The sequence below is a fragment of the Paenibacillus sp. OSY-SE genome (assembly GCF_000283315.1).
Taxonomy (GTDB): Bacteria; Bacillota; Bacilli; order Paenibacillales; family Paenibacillaceae; genus Paenibacillus_B; species Paenibacillus_B profundus.
Genome location: NZ_ALKF01000168.1, coordinates 1 through 21,772, shown reverse-complemented (window position 1 = coordinate 21,772; position 21,772 = coordinate 1). Strand labels below are relative to the sequence as shown.

Sequence of the window (21,772 nt, the reverse complement as noted above, 5' to 3'; positions counted from 1 at the left end):
AGGCATGTCAATGTCAAGGCAAAGACAAAGGAAAAATAAAGATAAGAAGGAACAGGAGCAAGAAAAACGAGAGACCATCACGACCGAGTTCCCAGCTTCAATTCCGGACAATGATGAAGAAGAGCGCAAGATGATGAAGACGATACATGACTATACCGTTCTTATGGCGCAGCAAATGGAGAAGTCCCGTATTTATGAATATACGGAACTTCAGTTGAATCCTCGCCGCTTAATATGGGTCAATCTTATGGGAGGCGCTGCACGGGGTGTCGGGATCGCTATCGGCTTCACGATATTTACCGCAATCATTGTATATATATTGCAATATCTCGGGGCGCTTAACCTGCCAATCATCGGCGACTTCATTGCAGATATTGTACGTATCGTTCAACGACAGCTAGACACGAAGTTCTATTAGTGCAAATCCGGTTCCGCATGGTCGGATAAATCGATGTGCTCATCCTCTTCAAGTAAAGGGATGCCTTCACCACTTTCCATATACTGACGGTACTGGCGATTGCGGACGATTGATACATGACGACCAGTAATATCAGTGGCAACGAAGCTTTCGAACGCTTCGACGCTGCCGTCCAATTCTTCGGATGCTTCGATCATCAGGTGGTCATAATCGTCTGCATTGCGTTCTTCATGCATCGCTGGTGAATCCGAAGTGCCCCATGCTTCAACGATTTGCCAAGCATCTTCACCGTCGAAGCCGTTCTGTGTATCAAGCTCATCAAGGCTGGTACGGCCAAAGGGAGGAGTCAAAAATTGCTCTTCCACTGGACGCCGATCCGATACGAATGTCTCTGGGCAATGTTCTACGCAATACATTGTCGAAGGTACTGCTTCAAGTCGCTCGTAAGGAATATGTTCGTCGCATACGACGCAAATGCCGTACGTGCCTTTTGTCATCATACCCAATGCGGTCTCAATCCGTTCAAGCAATATTTCATGATGTTCATTCAGCGCGATATCTTTGCCGCGTTCATACATTTCCGTCGCCACATCGGCGGGATGGTTGTCGATGGTCGACAGCTCGCCTGTATTTTCACGCAATGAATGGGACAAGCCATAATGATCTCCCTGCTTCAAGCGCCGCTCAAGGTTGGCCTTCGTATCGATTAAGCTTTGCCGTAAGCTTGCTAATTGGTCTGCGGTCAGTTGAGGCATCGTTCGCAAGACTCCTTTCGGGTTGACGTAACGCTTACGTATAGAATGTGCGTTTTAGGCAAAAAACTTCATGGTAAATGACACAGAGGTTGGGTTGGATTGGACGGCATTTTTCAACCTATGATACAATGAGCGAGGCTGGTCTTAGGAAAGAAATACATACGAAAATGAGGTGACAGTAGGGCCGTGTGGTACTATATCATTGCTCTAATCGTTTTTTTGATTGATCAGGGCACAAAGTGGATAATTGCTACAAAGCTAGAATTATATGAACAAATTTCGGTTATCGGAAATTTCTTTCTCATTACGTCGCATCGCAACACAGGCGCCGCGTTCAGCATTCTGGAAAATAAGCGCTGGTTTTTTGTTATCGTGACGATAATCGTTGTGGCAGGGATTATTTGGTACATGCAGAAGATTAAACATCAAAAGGGCGTCATTTTACCGCTGGGACTAAGTCTCATCTTAGGGGGAGCCGTTGGAAATTTCCTTGACCGCCTTCTGACGGGAGAGGTTGTCGATTTTCTGCAGTTCAACTTCGGTTCCTACACCTTCCCCATCTTTAATATTGCGGATACGGGGATTTGTGTCGGAGTTGGCTTCGTTCTGCTTGATGCTTTACTAACGGTAAAGCATGAGAAGGAGCTAGAAAAGGCACACGGACAAGATGATCCCACGACCAACAATCGATAGAGCAGACACATAAGATGCGTGTTCGAAATGCCTTTTTCAGCAACAACATATGGAAGGATAAATGCAATGAGTAATATACAACATGATGCTGGTCACGCCGACAATGAGGATCGGGAGGTTTTCATATGGACAGTGGAAGCTGAGCATGCTAAAGAACGGATCGATAAATATATTACCGACTCCATAGAGGAAGAAGTATCGCGTTCCCAAGTGCAGTTGTGGATTCGTGATCATGCGATTCAAGTGAATGGACAGGCGGTAAAGCCAAATTATAAAGTAGTTGAAGGCGATACGATCGAGCTGAAGATGCCGGACCCGGCTCCCGTCGATATTATCTCGGAACCGATTCCACTTGATATTTATTATGAGGATGCCGATGTCATCGTCATTAACAAACCGCGCGGCATGGTTGTGCATCCGGCGCCGGGACATACTTCCGGCACGGTAGTCAATGCGCTCATGTTCCACTGCAAAGACTTGTCGGGCATTAACGGAGAACTGCGGCCGGGCATCGTGCATCGGATCGATAAAGACACTTCAGGATTATTGATGGCGGCGAAGAATGACCGTGCGCATGTTCATCTTGCGGCTCAATTGAAAGAGCATTCGGTCACGCGCAAATATATGGCATTGGTGCATGGCAACGTTCCGCATGATCAAGGCACAGTCGACGCGCCAATCGGACGTGATTCCTATGATCGCAAAATGTACACGGTCACGGAACGCAACAGCAAGCATGCGGTGACGCACTTTAAAGTGCTGGAGAGATTCGGGGATGCGACGTTTGTTGAGCTGCAGCTCGAGACGGGACGAACGCATCAAATACGCGTCCATATGAAGTTTATCGGTCATCCGCTCGTAGGTGATCCGATGTACAGCCGCGGTACGCGGGGATTGTCGATGGATGGCCAGGCATTGCATGCGGCCACGCTCGGATTCGTTCATCCGACTTCCGGTGAGACGCTTGAATTTACAGCTCCTCTGCCTGAGGATATGGAAATGCTGCTGCAATCGATTCGAAATAGATAGGTAAAATCATGCAAACAACCCTCATCTCCATTCGTTATATATCGGAATTGTGTGTTTAGTAGTCGTGTAATTAATGCAAATTGTTAAATGAATGCTCCATTCCTTTCAATGACGAATTCCAGCATAGTTATAGCAACAAGGATGATCGAATCATTGAGAGAAGGAGCTGCAATGACGATGACAATACAGCGTTATCAGAACACATACATTCAACACACCTTTGCAGAGCGCATTGGTGGAGCAAATTACGGCAAAGACACGAACATTTACAAATTCGAAAAAATAAAACGTGCGAAAGCAGCCGCTAAACAAGCGTATCCCGAAATTGAATTGATTGATATGGGAGTAGGCGAACCGGACGAGATGGCCGATGCTGGCATTGTGGCGATGCTGGCTGAAGAAGCAGGAAAGCCGGAGAACCGCGGCTATGCCGATAATGGAATTCCTGAATTTAAAATGGCGGCGGTTGAATATTTGCGCACTGTGTTCGGGGTGCAGGACATTGATCCCGAGACGGAAGTACTTCATTCCATCGGCACGAAGCCAGCGCTGGCTATGCTTCCGTCCTGCTTCATCAATCCGGGAGACGTAACCATTATGACGGTTCCGGGATATCCAGTGATGGGCACGCATACGAAGTATTTGGGTGGAGAAGTATATAACATTCCGTTGACGAAGGAACAGCAATTTCTGCCCGATTTGGATCGGATTCCGCAGGACATCTGCCGCCGAGCCAAGCTGCTTTATTTGAACTATCCGAACAATCCGACAGGTGCGGCGGCCACGATCGAATTTTTCGAGAAAGCGATCGCGTGGGCGAAGCGTCATGAAGTCATTATCGTTCACGATGCACCCTATGCCGCATTGACGTTCGATGGGGCCAAGCCATTCAGTTTCCTGAGCGTACCTGGTGCAAAAGATGTGGGCGTTGAGCTTCACTCCCTGTCGAAGTCCTATAATATGACGGGCTGGCGCATTGGCTTTATTGCGGGTAACCCGCTTATCGTCAAAGCATTTGGCGATGTGAAGGACAACAACGATTCGGGACAGTTTATCGCCATTCAGAAGGCAGCGGCATATGGGCTTTCGCATCCGGAAATTACAGAAAAGATTACGAACAAATATTCACGCCGTCACGACCTGCTCGTATCGGCTTTGAATGAGGCGGGATTCCGTGCTGAGAAGCCGAAAGGATCTTTCTTCCTATATGTGGAGGCGCCAAAAGCGATACAGAACGGACCCCAGTTTGCAACGGCAGAAGATTTTTCCCAATATCTGATCCGGGAGAAGTTGATTTCCACGGTTCCTTGGGATGATGCGGGCTGCTTTATTCGGTTCTCGGTTACGTTCCAAGCCGATGGTGAAACGGATGAACGCCGTGTCATTGCGGAGTTGAAGCGTAGGCTGACAGATGAGGAATATATTTTCTAATTCACTCTGCTTGACAGGATGCAGGGGAAGTGGGATAATCCTGTTAAATGAATATTGAACCTTTAAATCAGTCCCGAGAGGCTGGCAAGGTAACGCTCATTGCGAGAAAGGACTCGTGAAGGGTGAAGGTCTTCAAGTGCAATCACTAACTACCAGAGAGTGGGAAGTGATTGAAGCTGCGGAAGGTCTTCTCACGCCCTAGTCACGCCGTGTCCTTTCATGCTCACTTATGAAGCATACAACTCCTTGCCTGCGGGCAAGGAGTTTTTTTGTGCGATTAACCGCAAACACTTAAAGAGGTTGTTCAAAAAGTCCACTTTTGATCACGAAGCATTTCAAAAAGTCATTCGCCATCGAATCTTGAGGTTGCACATAAGAAAACGGCCTTTGCAATATGGGACTTATAACGGAAGGAGTAATCACCCAAATGAGTAGTACGGCAGACTTCAACATTATTATGGATGAAGCGGGGATTCGGCGAGCGCTTACCCGAATTGCCCACGAAATTCTGGAACGCAACAAAGGGATTGAGAATTGTGTGCTGGTCGGAATTCGAACAAGGGGCATATACATTGCACGGCGAATCGCGGAACGAATACAGCTCATCGAGAATACGAGCATCCAGGTCGTCGAACTGGACATTACGCAGTATCGGGATGACAAGAAAAAAGAAGAGCGGGAAATGGCAGCCATAAGCGAACCTTTCCCGATACAAGATACAAAAGTGATTTTATGCGATGACGTGCTGTATACCGGCCGCACGATTCGAGCGGCGATGGATGCCCTGATGGACCAAGGCCGGCCGCAAATGATACAGCTGGCGGTACTGGCAGACCGAGGACATCGTGAACTGCCGATACGGCCGGACTACGTCGGCAAGAACGTACCGACCTCGCGAATAGAAGAAATTGAAGTGGCACTTGCAGAAATCGATGGTATCGATGAAGTGAAAATCGTACACCACAGGGGGTAGCAGCAATGACAATGGTACAAATGGACCGTACGGTGAAGGAACGCAGCTTGCTCGGACTCAAGGATCTTAGCAAGCAAGAGATTGAATCGATTCTGGATCGCGCCGCTTACTGGGAGCAGCAGCCCATTAAGGTGAACGATGTTCTCCGACATAAATTTGTTGCAAATATGTTCTTCGAGAACAGCACCCGCACCCGCTGTTCGTTCGAAGTGGCCGAGAAGCGGCTTGGTGCAGAAGTGATTAACTTCACGGCTGCGGCTTCCAGCGTAGAGAAAGGCGAATCCATCTATGACACGGTTCGCACGTTGGAATCAATGGGGATGGATGCAGGAGTGATTCGCCTAAAGCCGGTAGGTCTCTTGGAACAAATTGCGGAGCGCGTCAAAATGCCGCTAGTTAATGCAGGGGACGGTATCAACGAGCATCCGACTCAGGCTCTGCTCGATATATATACAATAAGAAAGCATTTCGGACAGTTGAGCGGCCTTAACGTAGCGATAGTCGGAGACGTCGAGCACAGTCGTGTTGCACGCTCCAATCTATGGGCGTTGCGCAAGTTCGGGGCACAGGTCAGCTTCTGCGCTCCAGACAATATGCGCACACATGATTTGGATGTGCCATATGTCACCATGAATGAGGCGCTGCAAGCCGATGTCGTCATGATGCTGCGAGTTCAATTGGAACGTCACGAATCGAATATGTTGAGCTCGGCGGAGCAATACCGGTCCGGTTACGGGCTAACACTTGAACGCGTTGCACAGATGAAATCCCATGCCATTATCATGCATCCTGCCCCGGTTAACCGCAACGTCGAAATTGACGACAGTGTCGTCGAATGTGAACAGTCGCGCATTTTCGACCAAATGGCAAATGGTGTGCCTATACGAATGGCGGTTCTAGAACGGGCCATGACTTAATTATAGTGAGAGTTCTGAACAACCAAACTTCTTCATGTAGAGGGAAGTCAATATCCGATAGAGAACGGAACAGCATGCATGATGAGAGGGGACAATAATCGATGCTAGTTATTACAAACGCAACGGTGCTTACTAATGAAGGAAAGTTGAAATCCGCACACATTTGGATTGAGGACGGGGTCATCCGCAGGTTGACGGATACAGAGGAGCCAATTCCTGCACATGCCGAAGTTCAAGATGCTGCTGGAAAGTTCGTATCGCCTGGTTTTATCGACATGCACGTTCATCTGCGTGAGCCTGGGTTTGAACATAAAGAAACGATAGCGACAGGAACACGCTCGGCAGCGAAGGGTGGATTCACCACAATCGCCTGTATGCCGAATACGCGTCCGGTCATCGATACTCCGGAAACGGTGCAGCTTATATTGGAAAAGGCGGAACAGGAAGGCACAGTAAAGGTACTGCCTTACGGTTCCATTACGAAGAACGAGCTCGGACGTGAGCTGACGGATTTCGTAGCTCTGAAGCAAGCTGGCGTAATTGGGTTCACGGATGATGGTGTCGGCGTGCAAAACGCTCAGATGATGAAGGACGCGATGAAATGGGCCAAAGAGCTCGACATGCCGGTCATTGCACACTGCGAAGATGATTCGCTAGTCACAGGAGCTGCGGTGACAGACGGTGAGTTCGCCCGCAAGCACGGACTGAAGGGAATTCCGAACGAATCGGAAGCGATTCATGTCGGTCGCGATATTTTGCTCTCAGAAGCGACAGGCGTGCACTACCATGTGTGTCACGTCAGTACGGAGCAGTCGATTCGCCTTATCCGTCAAGCGAAGCAGTTCGGCATTCGGGTAACTGCCGAGGTATGCCCGCATCACCTGCTGCTGTCTGATGAAGATATTCCGGGGATGGATGCAAATTGGAAGATGAATCCGCCGCTTCGTACCCCGCGAGACGTTGCAGCATGCATCGAAGCGCTCGAAGACGGAACAATCGATATACTCGTAACCGACCATGCGCCGCATAGTGAAGAAGAGAAGGCAAAAGGAATGGACTTGGCTCCATTCGGCATCGTCGGATTGGAAACGGCGTTCCCGCTGCTGTACACGAAATTCGTCGCCACGGGCAAGTGGCCGCTAGACTTGCTGGTGAAACGGATGACGGCCGATCCAGCCAAAGTCTTCGGTTTACCGACAGGCCGCTTGGAGGAAGGCGCGCCGGCAGACTTAACAGTCATAGACTTGGAGACCGAATATGAAGTGGACCCGAGCACCTTTTTAACGAAGGGCCGCAACACGCCGTTTACCGGCTGGAAGCTGAAAGGCTGGCCGGTGATGACGCTGGTAGATGGACGGGTTGTCTGGAGCAAATAACCGATAGAACGGAAACAAACATAGATGATTTCGGATAGCTGATAGAATCGTCCTGTAAGGACAAGAGACAGAGAGAGCGAGGAGTGACGAACATGCAAGCAAGATTGTTGTTGGAAGACGGTACCCTATTTACAGGCGCTGCGTTCGGGGCGGATGGTGAATCTGCCGGAGAGGTCGTATTCAATACTGGGATTACAGGTTATCAAGAGGTGCTGTCCGACCCGTCTTACTGCGGACAAATCGTGACTATGACATACCCGCTTATCGGGAATTACGGCATTACGCGTGATGACTTCGAGGCGATTCGCCCTTACGTGCATGGCTTTGTCGTGCGCCGTCACGAAGTTACGCCTAGCAATTGGCGTGCGGAATATACGGTGGACCGCCTGCTGAAAGAGTACGGCATCGTCGGCATTAGCGGTATTGACACACGCATGCTGACGCGCAAGCTGCGCCACTTCGGAACGATGAAGGGGATTCTGACCACAGGCTGCCAGCCGGTAGATGAGCTGAAGGAAATGCTTGGCGTCACTGAATTAATGCGTGACCAAGTGGCTCGCACCTCGACGAAGCAATTGTTCTCCAGTCCTGGCGATAAAGAACGGATTGTGCTGGTTGACTTCGGAGCGAAGAGCGGTATTTTGCGCGAATTAACGAAGCGCGGCTGCGATGTCGTCGTCGTGCCACACGATACGACGGCAGAAGAAATTCGCCGCCTCCGTCCAGACGGCATCCAATTGTCGAACGGGCCTGGGGACCCGAAGGATGTGCCTCACGCTGTGAACATGATTCAGGAGCTGCTCGGAGAGATTCCTATCTTCGGCATCTGTTTGGGCCATCAGCTCTTCGCGCTCGCTTGCGGCGCGGATACGGGCAAGCTGAAGTTCGGTCATCGCGGCGGCAACCACCCGGTTAAAGAATTGGCGACGAACCGTTGCTATATTACATCTCAGAACCATGGCTACACGGTAGTAGAAGAGTCGGTTCAAGGTACCGACTTGGTCGTGACGCACATCAATAACAACGACAAGACAATCGAAGGCTTGAAGCATGCGAACATGCCTGCGTTTTCGGTGCAATACCATCCGGAGGCTGCTCCGGGGCCGTATGACAGCAGCTATTTGTTCGATGATTTTATAGAAATGATTCGTGAGCACAAACATAACCAACCACAAGTTTCGCGCCAAGCGGAGCTCGTAGCACAGCTGAAAGGGGAACTATAATATGCCTAAAAATAAAGACCTCAAGAAAATTCTTGTTATCGGTTCGGGTCCGATTGTCATCGGTCAGGCAGCGGAATTCGACTATGCGGGAACGCAAGCCTGCCAAGCATTGAAAGAAGAAGGCATGGAAGTTGTTCTCATTAACAGCAACCCGGCTACGATTATGACAGATACGAACATGGCGGATAAGGTGTACATCGAACCGATTACGCTCGAATTCGTCACGCAAATTATACGTCAAGAGCGTCCAGATGGCTTGTTGCCGACACTAGGCGGTCAGACAGGCTTGAACATGGCGGTCGAATTAGCACGCGCTGGTGTGCTGGAGCAGGAAAATGTGCGCTTGCTCGGAACGCAGCTTGATGCGATTGAACGTGCGGAAGACCGCGACTTGTTCCGTGAGCTTATGCGTGAGCTGGAGCAGCCGGTACCGCAGAGCACGATTGTGAACTCGGTGCAGGAGGCCGTTGATTTCGCGAATGAGATTGGCTATCCGATTATTGTCCGTCCGGCTTATACGCTTGGCGGTACTGGCGGCGGTATTTGCGACAATGAAGAGGAACTGCTCGAGACGGTAGCATCCGGTATTCGCTACAGCCCGATTGGACAATGCTTGATTGAGAAGAGCATTGCTGGTATGAAAGAAGTGGAATACGAAGTGATGCGCGATGCAAATGACAACTGTATTGTCGTATGCAACATGGAGAATTTTGACCCGGTCGGCGTTCATACGGGTGACAGTATTGTCGTCGCTCCAAGCCAAACGCTGTCTGACCGCGAGTACCAAATGCTGCGCTCCGCGTCGCTCAAAATTATTCGCGCCTTGAATATTGAAGGCGGATGTAACGTACAGTTCGCGCTCGACCCGTTCAGCTATCAATACTATGTCATCGAAGTGAATCCGCGTGTGAGCCGGTCATCGGCCCTCGCATCGAAAGCGACAGGCTATCCAATTGCGAAGATGGCGGCCAAAATTGCGATTGGTTATACACTGGACGAACTTGTGAACCCGGTAACGGGACAAACGTATGCCTGCTTTGAGCCGACGCTCGACTACATCGTATCGAAGATTCCACGTTGGCCGTTCGATAAATTTATGCAAGCGAACCGTAAGCTCGGCACGCAAATGAAAGCGACGGGCGAAGTGATGGCTATCGGCCGCACGTTCGAAGAGTCGATGCACAAAGCGATTCGTTCGCTCGAAATCGGTACGCACCGCCTGTACTTGAAAGATACGGAACAGCTTGACGAAGCAACCCTGCAAGCGCGCTTGAAGGCGCCGGATGACGAGCGCTTGTTCTTGCTCGCCGAAGCGTACCGCCGCGGCTATTCACTGCAGCAGCTGCAGGACTTGACGAAGATCGATTGGTGGTTCCTCGACAAGATTGAGGTTATGGTCAAATTCGAAGACGCTATCCGCGCTGACGAGACGCTGTCGACAGAGACGCTCTATGAAGCGAAGCGCATGGGCTTCACCGACCGCGCCATTGCAGAGCTGCGCAGTGAAGCGCATCCGGGCGGGGCGTACACGAAGGAAGAAGAAGTACGCCAATTCCGCAAGCAGCAAGGCTTTGAGCCGGTATATAAAATGGTTGATACATGTGCGGCGGAATTCGAAGCGACGACGCCATACTACTATTCGACCTACGAGACCGAAAATGAAGTGATTGAATCCACTAAAGAAAAAGTTATCGTGCTTGGTTCCGGCCCAATCCGAATCGGTCAAGGTATCGAATTCGACTACTCGACCGTACATGCGGTATGGGCGATTCAAGACGCTGGTTACGAAGCGGTCATCATTAACAACAACCCGGAAACGGTATCGACCGACTTCAACACATCCGACCGCTTGTACTTCGAACCGCTCTTCTTCGAAGACGTCATGAATGTCATCGAGCAGGAGAAGCCGATTGGCGTCATCGTTCAATTCGGTGGACAGACGGCAATTAACTTGGCGGCGCCGCTTGCCAAAGAGGGTGTGCGCATTCTGGGCTCCAGTCTGGAAAGCATCGATGAGGCGGAAGACCGCAAGAAGTTCGAAGCGCTGCTGTCTCGCCTGCACATCGCGCAACCGAAGGGCAGCACGGTGACTTCAGTTGACCAAGCGGTAGGAACGGCGCAGGGCCTTGGTTATCCAGTGCTCGTTCGCCCATCCTACGTTCTCGGCGGACGCGCTATGGAAATCGTCTACTCGGATAACGAACTCTTGAATTATATGGAGCAAGCAGTGAAAATAAATCCGGATCATCCGGTTCTAATCGACCGCTACATGCTAGGAAAAGAAGTGGAAGTCGATGCAATTTGCGACGGCGAAACCGTGCTTATCCCAGGCATTATGGAGCACGTGGAACGCGCTGGTGTTCACTCCGGCGACTCGATTGCGGTCTATCCGCCACAGCACCTATCAGCTGAATTGAAGCAGCAGGTCGTCGATATTACAATTCGGATTGCGAAAGAATTGAAAACGGTCGGGCTGATTAACATCCAATTCGTCATCTATAAAGAGCAAGTGTACGTTATTGAAGTGAACCCGCGTTCGTCCCGTACAGTGCCATTCTTGAGCAAAGTAACGAACATTCCGATGGCGAACGTGGCAACGAAGCTTATTATGGGAGCTAAGCTGTCTGAGCTGGGTTATCAAGAAGGCCTGTGGCCGGAAGATGACCATGTGTCGGTAAAAGTGCCGGTATTCTCCTTCGCGAAGCTGCGCCGTGTCGAGCCGACGCTCGGACCGGAAATGAAGTCGACCGGCGAAGTCATGGGCCGTGACGTTCAATATGCGAAGGCTTTGTACAAAGGCCTGATCGGGTCTGGCATGAAGATTCCGGCAACGGGCGCCATTATTTGTACAGTAGCGGATAAGGACAAGGAAGAAGCGGTTGAGCTTATGCGCGGCTTCGTCAGCTTGGGATACAAAATCATTGCGACGGGCGGTACGGCAACGGCGCTTGAAGACGCAGGCCTTATCGTCATGCGGGTGAAAAAGCTGACCGAAGGTTCGCCGAATATATTAGACCTGATTCGCAACGGCGAAGCTCACTTTGTCGTCAATACGCTCACGAAGGGCAAGACACCGGAACGCGACGGCTTCCGCATCCGCCGCGAAGCGGTAGAGAACGGCGTCGTCTGCATGACCTCACTCGATACCGTGCGCGCGCTCCTCGGCATGCTGGAGCAGATTAATTTCTCCTCCCGCCCGATGCCAGCTTTCCATAACCATAGTTAAGCGGAGCTAGAGAAGAGTGCACAATTGCATAGAGGTTGAACGGGGAGGCCGGAAGGCCTCCTCGGATTGTGAATATGCATCTCATCCGTCACATCGAACAGCTTCTCTTAAGTGCGTGTTCAAAAGAGGGATTTCTTGAAAAACCCTTTATAGTGCGTGTTCAAAAAGGTCGGTTTTCAGCACTGAGAAGGCTGCAGGAATTCGAGAGTGAATGCAAGATTCGATGCCGAGTTACTTCCTGAGTGACTTCGTGATCAAAAGCGAACTTTTTGAACAACCTCTTATATAGGTAACAATGGGAAGGCAGAGTGATATCTACGATGAATCAACCTATAAATGCTGCTGACGCAGCCGACCGTATAATGGTAGCACTCGACTATCCGCATGCGGATGCGGCTCGACAGCTAATTAAGCAGCTCGAAGGCATTCCATGCTACATGAAAGTGGGAATGCAGCTTTTTTACGCGGCTGGTCCGGCATTCGTCCGTGAATTGAAGGAATACGGATATAAAGTGTTCCTCGACGTCAAAATGCACGATATTCCGAACACAGTCACAGGCGGAGCGAACAGCGTGACGAAGCTTGGCGTCGACATGTTCAACGTCCATGCTGCCGGTGGTGCGAGCATGATGAGAGCAGCAATGGATGGCGTACAAGCTGCATTGGCGGAAGATGCATCGCTTCAGCGTCCCGTCGTCATCGCCGTTACCCAGCTGACGAGTACGAATCAGCAGGTGATGAACGATGACATCGGCATCCCTGGGTCAGTAGAGGAAGCTGTCGTGCGCTATGCCAAGCTGACGCGGGAAGCGGGGCTTGACGGAGTAGTCGCTTCACCACAGGAAGTGACGCGCATTAAAGCGGCTTGCGGCGCCGACTTCAAGACAGTTACGCCGGGAATCCGGCCCGCAGGCAGTGAGAAGGGCGACCAATCCCGTGTCATGACACCGCGTGAAGCATTTGCCCGCGGCACGGATTACATTGTCGTCGGGCGTCCCATTACGGCGGCACCGCACCCGCGTGCAGCATTGGAATCAATCTTAAAGGAGCTGGTGAACTTATGACAACGACAAACATGGAACGAACGATTGCAAGCCATTTATTGAACATTCAAGCGGTGGCGCTGCGTCCGCAAGATCCGTTCACTTGGACTTCCGGCATCAAATCGCCGATATATTGCGACAACCGCTTGACGATGTCCTATCCGGACATTCGCGCTGCGATTGCGGAAGGCTTCGCAGCCTTGGTTAAGGAATACGCGCCGGATGCGGAGATCATTGCTGGGACGGCTACGGCCGGTATACCGCATGCTGCATGGGTGGCAGACAAGCTTGGACTGCCAATGGCGTACATTCGGGACAAAGCGAAGGGGCACGGGAAGCAAAATCAAATTGAAGGCATTATCCGTCCCGGACAAAAAGTTGTCGTCATCGAAGACTTGATTTCAACGGGCGGGAGCTCGCTGAAGGCTGCGCTTGCGGTCAGGGAAGCCGGGGCCGAACCGCTCGCAGTCTTTGCCATCTTTAGCTATCAGTTGGACAAAGCCGTGTCGGCTTTTGCCGAAGCAGGCATTCCGCTGCGCACCTTGTCCAATTATTCGGCGCTGATCGACACGGCGCTTGAGTTGGGCGTCATCCAAGCCTCCGATTTGGATATCTTGAAGGCTTGGCGCCATGATCCTGCCAGCTGGAATAACTAGCTTGTCGCCATGTAAAGACCTGATCGCACTGCGCAATCAGGTCTTTTTGTCGCTATTAAGGGAAATTTAAGCTTTCTGTCGAAAAAAGCATAATATGCATTCCTTATTCCGATCGAACCAACCTCATCACGCGGCCGCTCATTTTAGAAGGGCCCCGATAAAGGCTGTCCCGTATAGAAAATCTGCTCTCGGGCCGAGTTTAGAGACACTGCGATATCGGACATCTGTCGAATTTATTTACATTGTGTAACAAGCTCGATTTCTGAAAATTGGTAAATTTATTGTTGTAAATATGGAAAAAGCGTTACAAACTTTGTAACTTTTCACCCCATTCAATCGTTTATACTTTAGGAGAGTTTGACGTCATGTCCGAGAGAAAGGGGCAAGGAAACGACAATGAAGTGGCTTCGCAAACGGAAACAAACAGATCCTGGTGAGACGACCCCGGTTCTCGCGGCGAACGAGCAGAAGAAGAAGAAAGATGCGCAAGACGAGGCGGAATACATAGAAGAAGATGGACAATCTGCAGCTTGGCCCGCACGCGCAGTTCCTGTCGTGACAGATGAGCTTCTACTGGACGTTCGCGGCGTGGAACGAACCTTTCAAGCCGGAAGCGAGAAGGTGCATGTGCTAAAGGGAATCGACATGGTAGTTCGTCCGGGTCAATTGGTTATGTTAAAAGGCCGCTCAGGTTCAGGGAAGACGACGCTCTTGAACATGCTGGGCGGACTTGATCTGCCTACAAAAGGCGAAATTTTCTTCCGGGGAGATTCATTATCGTCTTGGAGCGACAACAAGCGCACCGTTACCCGGCGCAACGACATCGGCTTTATTTTTCAGGCTTTTGCCTTAATGCCGCTCTTATCTGCATACGAAAATGTAGAGCTATCGCTCCGCATGGCCAACATTCCCCGCCATTTATGGAAAGCGCGCGTTCAGCATTGCTTGGAACTGGTCGGTCTCGGCAAACGGATGAAACACCGTCCGTACGAGATGTCCGGAGGGGAACAACAGCGTGTTGCGATCGCGAAGGCTATTGCTCATAAGCCGTTATTGCTGTTGGCCGATGAGCCGACGGCGGAACTAGACTCACAGATGGGTGCTCAGGTCATGGGGGTATTCCGACAAATTTTACACACTGAAAACATTGCAATTTGCATGACAACCCACGATCCTACAATTTTGGAGGTTGCTGATCATGTTTATGAAATGGTCGACGGAAAATTCATCTCCTGACACAGGAGTATTACAGAAACGGAACTGGCGCCGCGCAATGCTGGCGTTCATGTGCGGCACGCTGCTGCTCACCTCAGCATGCTCGCTGCTGCCGGACGAGGCAGAAGAGGAAGTGCTCCCGAGCATTACAGAGCCAACGATTTCGAAGAAGCCAGAGTATGAGGTCACTAAGAAAGCTTGGGTTTCGTCAGCTAGCGGATCAGGCAAGATTATGTCCGAACAGGAAGAGACCGTATTCTTTACTTTGGACAACAAGCCGATCAAGGACGTTCTTGTCAAGAACGGCGATACGGTGAAAGCCGGTCAAACAATCGCTGTGCTCGATGTGGATGATATGCAGAAAGATTTGCGCCAGAAGCGGTTAGCGCTGCGTAAGGATGAAGTCGAACTGAAGGGCACGCTCCGCCAAAAGGATGAAATGGATCCGGTTCAATTCGAAGAGGCGCAAATTTTGTATGAAGAGAAACGCCAAGCGATTGCCGATTTGGAGACCGATATTGCAAAAGGCACGGTTACATCTCCGTTTGCAGGAGTCATTGTGTCCCTTAACGTGAAGAAGGGGGCGACATCGAAGAAATATGACCCAGTAGCAACGATTGCGAATACGTCTCTACTAACGGTAGCGGCACAGATGTCGAAAGACGACCTGAAGAAAGTAGCGCCAGGCATGGAAGTAGAGGTCAGCGTCAATACAGTTGATAATTTATTGAAGGGAAAAGTAAAGGCTCTCCCGATGCCGACAAATGACAACAACAATAATGGCAGGCAAGGCAATGAACCGGATCAAGATCGGCTGGACAAATATTTGACCGTCGAACTGCTGGATAAGCTGCCGGCTAGCATCATGCGCGGAACGCCGCTCAGCATTACGGTCATTGTCGAACGAAGAAAAGACGTCACCGTCATTCCGCTGGCTGCCCTGCGTACGATCGGTTCGCGCACTTACGTGCAGGTCGTTGACGAGAAAGGCAAACGGGAAGTCGATGTCGAGGTGGGAGCGCAAAAACCGACAGAGGTCGAGATTAAATCCGGGCTTGAGCCGGGACAGAAAGTAGTGGGTAGATAATGGGCATGCCTATGATGCGTTTTCTGTTCCGCAAAATGTGGAATACCCGCTGGCTTACGCTCAGCACGCTAGTGGGTCTTATCGTTGCCGTGTCTTTTACGGTCAGCATTCCGATGTACTCGGACGGAGCGTTGAAGCGTGTTGTCACGAAAACGCTGCAGGAGAACGGCGGAGGCTTGCCAGCAGGTTCCTTGCTCATGCGTTATCAAGCTTCAGGCGGAGGGAAGACCGACCTGAATGCGCTCAAGGAAGTGGATCGTTACATTCGAGATGATGTGACGGCCGAGATCGGGTTCCCGACAGAGGTATTCGTCAATACCCGCAGCTTGAAAGCGACAGAGGTGTCCCCGGTCGATCCGACGAAGGTGGATGCAAGCCGCGTCCGCACGATGACGCTCAGTTCGTTGACCGGCTTGGATGAACAAGTCGAATGGTCGCTCGGCAAGCCGTATGAGGATGGAGAGGCGAACGGTGTGCTGCAGGTCGTTATGCTCGAGGAAGCGATGTACCGTAACGACCTTCACATCGGCGATGAACTGGAATACTCGGTACGCGGGGAAGTCCGTCAGACGCTCACATTGAAGATCGTCGGCACGTTCCAGCCGAAAGAACTGACAAGCGCTTATTGGCATCAAGGATTGGAAGGCATGATGAACTCTCTCTATGTCACTCCAAATACGTTCAATCAAGTGCTGTTGGAACAGAAGGGTGCTCCGCTGCAGCTGTCGAGCTGGTATTACGCCTTTGATTTGCGCCAGATTCAGACGAGTCAATTGAATCCGCTTGAGCGCACGCTGGATCGTCTCGGCATCGAGCTGTATCAGAAGCTGAAGGGAACCCAGTTGGAGCTGTCTTTTGCAAAAGTGTTGAATGAGTTCCGCAGTCAAAGCATACAACTGCAAATGATGCTGTTGACGTTGGCCGCGCCGATGATTGCGATGGTATTCTATTATATTGCGATGAATGCGAGCCAAGCGTTGGAGAAGCAGCAAAGCGATATTGCCGTTCTGCGCAGCCGCGGCGCCAGCACACGGCAGATTATAAGGTTGTACTTGCTGGAAGGATTGCTTCTTGGAGCGGTCGCTTTAGCCATAGGGCCGTTATTCGGTTGGTTTATGGCCAAATCGATCGGCTCAGCGAACGGGTTCTTGGAGTTCGTCAACCGGAAATCGATTCCGGTCGGCTTCACGACCGACGCTGTCTTGTTCGGAGTGGTAGCAGTCGTCATCGCGTTGATGGCAAGCGTCATTCCGGCCATTATATTCGCGCGCTCATCCATCGTTAATTTGAAGCAGAAGATGGCCCGTTCGGATCGCCGTCCTGTATGGCAGCGCTGGTTCCTTGACGTGCTGCTGCTTGCAATCGCGGGATATGGCTATTACATGTTGAATCAACAGCAGCTGCTGTCTTTCAAGACGGGGATGAGTTCCGATCAACTGCAAGTGCAGCCGTTTCTATTCTTCGTTCCGGCGCTTGCGATATTTGCAGCCGGCCTGTTCTTCTTGCGGCTGTTCCCGCTCATTTTGCGGCTTGTCCAATGGATTGGCGGGAAGCTGCTTCCAGTGCCGCTGTATTTGACCTTGACGCAGTTGTCACGTTCTGCCAAATCGTACTATCCGCTTATGATTTTGCTCATACTGACGCTCGGCCTAGGCGTATATAACGCTTCGGCAGCGCGTACGATTGACACGAATTCAACCGAACGGACGTTATACAAACACGGCGCTGATGTCATCATTAAAGCCGTATGGGACAGCACGCAGGAAGTGGACCGCAGCGCTAACAACAATAATAACAACAATAATAACGGCGGTGGCGGCAAGCCGGGACCGGGTCCGGGAGGCGGCAATCAACGGCCGAAGCCAGGCCGCGATATTTATAACGAACCGCCGTTCGAGCCATTCAAACGGATGCCTGGCGTCGAAACTGCCACGCGTGTATTGAAGGAGAAAGGCAATATGATCGTGTCCGGACGTTCTATCGGCTCGGGCACGATTATGGGGATTGATAATGTCGACTTCTCTAAGGTCGCTTGGTTCCGCAACGATCTCTTTCCGGCGCATCCTTACCGGTACTTGGATGCTCTCGGCAAGTATTACGAATCAGGCGTCATCATACCGACCAATGTCGCGAAGAAATATCAACTGAAGCAAGGGGATGTCATCTCCGCTTCGATACGGGAGCAGATGGTCGAATTCGTCATCGTGGCGATCCTGCCGTACTGGCCGAGTCTGTACCCGGACGAGGCGCCGTTCTTTATTGCGAATATGGACTATATTTATGATCAGGTTCCGATCTTCCCGTATGAAGTCTGGATCAAGATGCAGGATAAAGCGCCGCTGACGCCGGTCGTGACCGGACTGCAGAAGGAAGGCATCGAGATCTATGACTATCAGGACGTGCGCAGCGAGCTCGCGACACAGAGCAAGCATCCGACGCGCGGCGGAGTGTTCGGCATACTCAGTATGGGATTCTTGGTCTCTGTAGCCATTTCTTTAATCGGCTACTTGTTGTACTGGTTCTTCAACCTGTCAAGGCGTGTCGTTCAATTCGGCATACTGCGCGCGATGGGACTATCACGCAAGCAGCTTACAGGGATGCTGCTGTTGGAGCAATTGTTCACGGCCGGACTGTCGATTGTGCTCGGTATCGTATTAGGGAAGCTGGCTAGCCGCTTGTTCCTGCCGTTCCTGCAATCTGCGGAAGGCGCGAAGAAGCAAGTTCCGCCGTTCCGCATCGTCTTTGAGGCGAAGGATACCCTCCAGCTGTATATCGTGGTCGGTGTCATGATAGTGACCGGGGCGACACTTTTGTTGATGCATATTCGCCGCCTGCGCGTCCATCAAGCCGTGAAGATGGGAGAGGAGCGTTAATCCGTGATACATTGTGAAGGCCTCGTTAAAATTTATAAGACCGAAGATATTGAAGTAGTGGCCCTGCAAGGCTTGAACTTATCGGTGAAGCAAGGCGAGCTGATGGCCATCATTGGGAACAGCGGGAGCGGGAAATCAACCTTGCTCAACATCCTCGGCGGATTGGATCGTCCGTCCGCCGGGGCAGTCCGGGTAGGGAAGTGGGATCTGCTCAAGATTACCGAAGAGCAGTTAGTCGAGTACAAGCGCGATACGGTCGGGTTCATCTGGCAGAACAATGCCCGCAACCTGCTTCCGTATTTGACCGCGCTGGAAAATGTAGAAGTGCCGATGATGTTGTCGGGGAAGCTGGATCGCAAATATGCAAAAGAGCTGCTTGAATGGGTGGGGCTCGGGCATCGCATGAACAACAAGCTGCACCAGCTGTCCGGAGGGGAGCAGCAGCGGGTCGCCATCGCGATCTCGCTCTCGAACCGGCCGCAGTTGCTGCTGGCCGACGAACCGACGGGCTCCGTGGATACGCAGACGTCAGACATGATTATGAACATATTCCGGCGAATGAGCTCAGAGCTTGGGGTAACCGTCGTAATCGTAACGCATGATCTATCGTTGGCGGGGAAGGTGGACCGTGTCGTTGCGATTCGAGACGGCCTGACCAGCACAGAGTTCATTAAACGCAATCCGAATTTGAATTCGGATGGAGGTGAGGATGAACAGATTGCCGGGCAGGGGCTGCAGGAGCTGCATGAAGCATATGTCGTCGTTGATCGTGTCGGCCGCTTGCAGGTGCCAAAAGAATATTTGGATGCTCTCCACATCCAAGACAAGGCTTCTATGGAATTAGACGGAGACAAGATTATTATCCGCACACCGAAAGAGTTGGAGGGGTAACCTGATGAATCGAAAGAAATGGGTACGCAAGTTGTTGATGGTTACGTTGACGTTAACCATGATTTTCCCGCTGCTGGCTGCGTGCAGCAACAAAAATGACGTGGAACCTGGTCAAGAGCGCGTTCTGCGCATCGGGGTTCTGTATGGTGGGTACGGCGGTGACGACACCTACTTCCGTCAGCAATATACCGACGTATACGAATATGCGAACAAAGGCATTCGCATTGAGATTGTTCCAGCTATAGATGCAAGTGAACAGCGTTATGACAATCCTGCGGATGGGCCTAGAAAAGAGCCTGACCGTGCCGAAGCTTTGAAGAAGATCATGACATCCGCCAATCCAGTCGACATCGTCGTAACGGATGCCAGTCAGTTCCGCAATCTTGTGCAGGACGGTATGCTGAAGCAGCTGGATCCACTTATTCAGCAAGACAAATTCGATACAAGCGATTATGTTCCGACCGTTATTGACGGCATCAAGGCGATGGGTGACAGCAACCTGTACGGTTTGGCACCGACTTTTTATTCTCAGGCATTATTCTATAACAAGACCATGTTCCAAGAAGCAGGCGTCAATCTGCCGACTGACAATATGACATGGGAAGATATGTTCACCTTGGCACGACGCGTGTCCAAAGGGGAAGGCGCGGATCGACAATATGGATTCTCATTTAACCGCTACAGAGGCGGCGAGCCGTTCTGGGACATTATCCAAATCTACAATCCACCGTTGAACCTGCGGGTAGTCGATGAAAAAGGCGAGAGGATGACGGTCAATTCGCCGAAGTGGGAAACGGTGATGTCCACATTTGCGAAATTAGTGAGCGAGAAAGTTATTCCTGGCGGCGACAATCAAGACATGGACATGTCTGGAGGCGGTGAGGAATACAATCCGTACAGCCACGACAGCTTCTTGTCTGGACACGTAGGGATGGTTATTGGAGAGTACTCCTATATCAATTCTGATTTGGCAGATGCGATGAAAAATGCGGAAAAAATCAAAGGCTTCAAAAAATTCGATTGGGATGTCGTGACGGTGCCTTCTCATCCGGAAGCGCCAGGAGTTGCCGGCGGCGTATCATTGAACAACATATTCTCCATTAACCAAAAAGCGCCTAATCCGGATGATGCTTGGGACTTCATCAAATTTGTAAACAGCGAAGATTGGGCAAAGATTCGCTCTCGCAGCAGCTGGGAGATGGTTGCCCGCAAGAAGTTTATTACACCGAAGGATGGCGCTAACTTCAACATTGCAGCCTTCTATACGGTCAAACCAGTACCTCCGACAAGTGCGGATCCGAACGAATTGTTCATTCAGATGCCGAATGCATGGCAGGTGCAGGAGCCTGGACAGACCTTGTTCAAAGACGTAGTCAGCGGCAAAAAAACATCTGCTGATGCATTGAAAGAATGGGAGACCAAAGGCAATCAAATATTGCAGCAGCTTAAAAAGAACCCGAAAGACCCCGTTCAAGGCAACGTATACGGCGATTAATGACAGCCGCTGCAAGCAAGTAATACCAAGTGAAGAATCGGTGAGTATCGCGAATAGCGGGCTTGCCGATTCTTTTTTGCTGTTCTTGGGAATAGTAGAAAATGCGTGTTCAAAAGGTGACTTTTTGAACGACCTCTAGAAATGACAATCGACGTACACGAAAGGAGGACCATCCAGTGCACTGGGTATATTGGGGCAAGCTGTACGATACGAAATTTCAAGCACGCTGTTTGCTGGAGCGATTAGAACACGATGCATGGATATATGGGTACGATACACTCCAAGAGATTGAAGTATTTCGTTCACGTAAAGGCAAGTATGGCGTTCGTTTCGTCCCCTGAATATGGAATCCGAATTTCGTAAGTTTTTTTGTAATTTCCCTTGACTGTTCATATATCGATGTTGTATACTAGTACTTGTCGCTGCTGAAACAACACTTTAAATAATGTCGCGGGGTGGAGCAGTCCGGTA

At 50.8% G+C, this 21,772-nt stretch carries 18 protein-coding genes; 17 read left to right on the top strand and 1 reads right to left on the bottom strand.

Annotated features, from left to right (window positions below; genetic code table 11):
• The first annotated feature begins 10 nt into the window (after positions 1-10).
• On the top strand, positions 11-418 hold the full coding sequence (locus tag A372_RS0109590; RefSeq protein WP_019420624.1) for a DUF5665 domain-containing protein: 408 nt from the start codon (positions 11-13) through the stop codon (positions 416-418).
• Here A372_RS0109590 and A372_RS0109585 read toward each other — a convergent pair.
• A complete protein-coding gene (locus A372_RS0109585) occupies positions 415-1,173 on the bottom strand; it encodes a TraR/DksA C4-type zinc finger protein (protein WP_019420623.1) in 759 nt (252 codons plus the stop codon). The genes A372_RS0109590 and A372_RS0109585 overlap by 4 nt on opposite strands.
• A gap of 186 nt (positions 1,174-1,359) precedes the next feature.
• Here A372_RS0109585 and lspA point away from each other — a divergent pair, with 186 nt between their 5' ends.
• The 16 genes from lspA (at position 1,360) to A372_RS37920 (ending at position 21,642) form a co-directional block, all read left to right on the top strand.
• Positions 1,360-1,866, top strand: a complete 507-nt coding sequence (lspA, locus tag A372_RS0109580) for a signal peptidase II (protein WP_019420622.1) — start codon at positions 1,360-1,362, stop codon at positions 1,864-1,866.
• A 66-nt stretch (positions 1,867-1,932) separates the two neighbouring features.
• On the top strand, positions 1,933-2,895 hold the full coding sequence (locus A372_RS0109575) for an RluA family pseudouridine synthase (RefSeq protein WP_019420621.1): 963 nt from the start codon (positions 1,933-1,935) through the stop codon (positions 2,893-2,895).
• A 177-nt stretch (positions 2,896-3,072) separates the two neighbouring features.
• The gene (locus tag A372_RS0109570; RefSeq protein WP_026010977.1) at positions 3,073-4,326 is read left to right on the top strand and encodes an LL-diaminopimelate aminotransferase; all 1,254 of its coding nucleotides are present in this window, start codon (positions 3,073-3,075) and stop codon (positions 4,324-4,326) included.
• 427 nt (positions 4,327-4,753) lie between these two features.
• Positions 4,754-5,299: a bifunctional pyr operon transcriptional regulator/uracil phosphoribosyltransferase PyrR gene (gene pyrR / locus A372_RS0109565; protein WP_019420619.1), complete on the top strand. Its 546-nt coding sequence runs from the start codon at positions 4,754-4,756 to the stop codon at positions 5,297-5,299.
• A 5-nt stretch (positions 5,300-5,304) separates the two neighbouring features.
• Entirely contained in the window at positions 5,305-6,216 is a 912-nt protein-coding gene (locus A372_RS0109560; protein WP_019420618.1) for an aspartate carbamoyltransferase catalytic subunit, read from the top strand.
• 101 nt (positions 6,217-6,317) lie between these two features.
• Positions 6,318-7,592 (top strand): dihydroorotase, encoded by a 1,275-nt coding sequence (locus A372_RS0109555; RefSeq protein WP_019420617.1) that lies wholly within the window; start codon positions 6,318-6,320, stop codon positions 7,590-7,592.
• A 92-nt stretch (positions 7,593-7,684) separates the two neighbouring features.
• The gene (gene carA / locus A372_RS0109550) at positions 7,685-8,815 is read left to right on the top strand and encodes a glutamine-hydrolyzing carbamoyl-phosphate synthase small subunit (protein ID WP_019420616.1); all 1,131 of its coding nucleotides are present in this window, start codon (positions 7,685-7,687) and stop codon (positions 8,813-8,815) included.
• A gap of 1 nt (position 8,816) precedes the next feature.
• On the top strand, positions 8,817-12,041 hold the full coding sequence (gene carB, locus A372_RS0109545) for a carbamoyl-phosphate synthase large subunit (RefSeq protein ID WP_019420615.1): 3,225 nt from the start codon (positions 8,817-8,819) through the stop codon (positions 12,039-12,041).
• A 320-nt stretch (positions 12,042-12,361) separates the two neighbouring features.
• Positions 12,362-13,105: an orotidine-5'-phosphate decarboxylase gene (gene pyrF, locus A372_RS0109540; RefSeq protein WP_019420614.1), complete on the top strand. Its 744-nt coding sequence runs from the start codon at positions 12,362-12,364 to the stop codon at positions 13,103-13,105.
• Positions 13,102-13,740, top strand: a complete 639-nt coding sequence (pyrE, locus tag A372_RS0109535; RefSeq protein WP_019420613.1) for an orotate phosphoribosyltransferase — start codon at positions 13,102-13,104, stop codon at positions 13,738-13,740. Before pyrF ends, pyrE begins: the two co-directional genes overlap by 4 nt.
• Before the next feature lie 396 nt (positions 13,741-14,136).
• Entirely contained in the window at positions 14,137-14,976 is an 840-nt protein-coding gene (locus A372_RS0109530) for an ABC transporter ATP-binding protein (RefSeq protein WP_019420612.1), read from the top strand.
• Positions 14,939-16,042 carry an efflux RND transporter periplasmic adaptor subunit gene (locus A372_RS0109525; protein ID WP_019420611.1) on the top strand — a complete coding sequence of 368 codons (1,104 nt, stop codon included), beginning with the start codon at positions 14,939-14,941 and terminating at the stop codon, positions 16,040-16,042. The genes A372_RS0109530 and A372_RS0109525 overlap by 38 nt, the downstream gene beginning before the upstream one ends.
• Complete coding sequence (locus tag A372_RS0109520; RefSeq protein WP_019420610.1) at positions 16,042-18,915, top strand: ABC transporter permease; 2,874 nt, start codon at positions 16,042-16,044, stop codon at positions 18,913-18,915. Before A372_RS0109525 ends, A372_RS0109520 begins: the two co-directional genes overlap by 1 nt.
• Positions 18,916-18,918: 3 nt before the next feature.
• Positions 18,919-19,806, top strand: a complete 888-nt coding sequence (locus tag A372_RS0109515) for an ABC transporter ATP-binding protein (RefSeq protein ID WP_019420609.1) — start codon at positions 18,919-18,921, stop codon at positions 19,804-19,806.
• Positions 19,807-19,810: 4 nt separating this feature from the next.
• Positions 19,811-21,301 (top strand): ABC transporter substrate-binding protein, encoded by a 1,491-nt coding sequence (locus tag A372_RS0109510; protein WP_019420608.1) that lies wholly within the window; start codon positions 19,811-19,813, stop codon positions 21,299-21,301.
• Between the two features lie 176 nt (positions 21,302-21,477).
• A complete protein-coding gene (locus A372_RS37920) occupies positions 21,478-21,642 on the top strand; it encodes a hypothetical protein (protein WP_019420607.1) in 165 nt (54 codons plus the stop codon).
• Positions 21,643-21,772 lie beyond the last annotated feature (130 nt).

Bases quoted from the DNA above. Each gene is read 5' to 3' on its own strand.
- pyrF (WP_019420614.1), top strand. From the start codon at position 12,362: ATGAATCAACCTATAAATGCTGCTGACGCAGCCGACCGTATAATGGTA.
- pyrE (WP_019420613.1), top strand. From the start codon at position 13,102: ATGACAACGACAAACATGGAACGAACGATTGCAAGCCATTTATTGAAC.
- carA (WP_019420616.1), top strand. From the start codon at position 7,685: ATGCAAGCAAGATTGTTGTTGGAAGACGGTACCCTATTTACAGGCGCT.
- A372_RS0109575 (WP_019420621.1), top strand. From the start codon at position 1,933: ATGAGTAATATACAACATGATGCTGGTCACGCCGACAATGAGGATCGG.
- A372_RS0109530 (WP_019420612.1), top strand. From the start codon at position 14,137: ATGAAGTGGCTTCGCAAACGGAAACAAACAGATCCTGGTGAGACGACC.
- A372_RS0109555 (WP_019420617.1), top strand. From the start codon at position 6,318: ATGCTAGTTATTACAAACGCAACGGTGCTTACTAATGAAGGAAAGTTG.
- A372_RS0109570 (WP_026010977.1), top strand. From the start codon at position 3,073: ATGACAATACAGCGTTATCAGAACACATACATTCAACACACCTTTGCA.
- A372_RS0109590 (WP_019420624.1), top strand. From the start codon at position 11: ATGTCAAGGCAAAGACAAAGGAAAAATAAAGATAAGAAGGAACAGGAG.
- A372_RS0109520 (WP_019420610.1), top strand. From the start codon at position 16,042: ATGGGCATGCCTATGATGCGTTTTCTGTTCCGCAAAATGTGGAATACC.
- A372_RS0109585 (WP_019420623.1), bottom strand. From the start codon at position 1,173: ATGCCTCAACTGACCGCAGACCAATTAGCAAGCTTACGGCAAAGCTTA.
- carB (WP_019420615.1), top strand. From the start codon at position 8,817: ATGCCTAAAAATAAAGACCTCAAGAAAATTCTTGTTATCGGTTCGGGT.
- A372_RS0109525 (WP_019420611.1), top strand. From the start codon at position 14,939: ATGTTTATGAAATGGTCGACGGAAAATTCATCTCCTGACACAGGAGTA.
- pyrR (WP_019420619.1), top strand. From the start codon at position 4,754: ATGAGTAGTACGGCAGACTTCAACATTATTATGGATGAAGCGGGGATT.
- A372_RS0109560 (WP_019420618.1), top strand. From the start codon at position 5,305: ATGACAATGGTACAAATGGACCGTACGGTGAAGGAACGCAGCTTGCTC.
- A372_RS0109510 (WP_019420608.1), top strand. From the start codon at position 19,811: ATGAATCGAAAGAAATGGGTACGCAAGTTGTTGATGGTTACGTTGACG.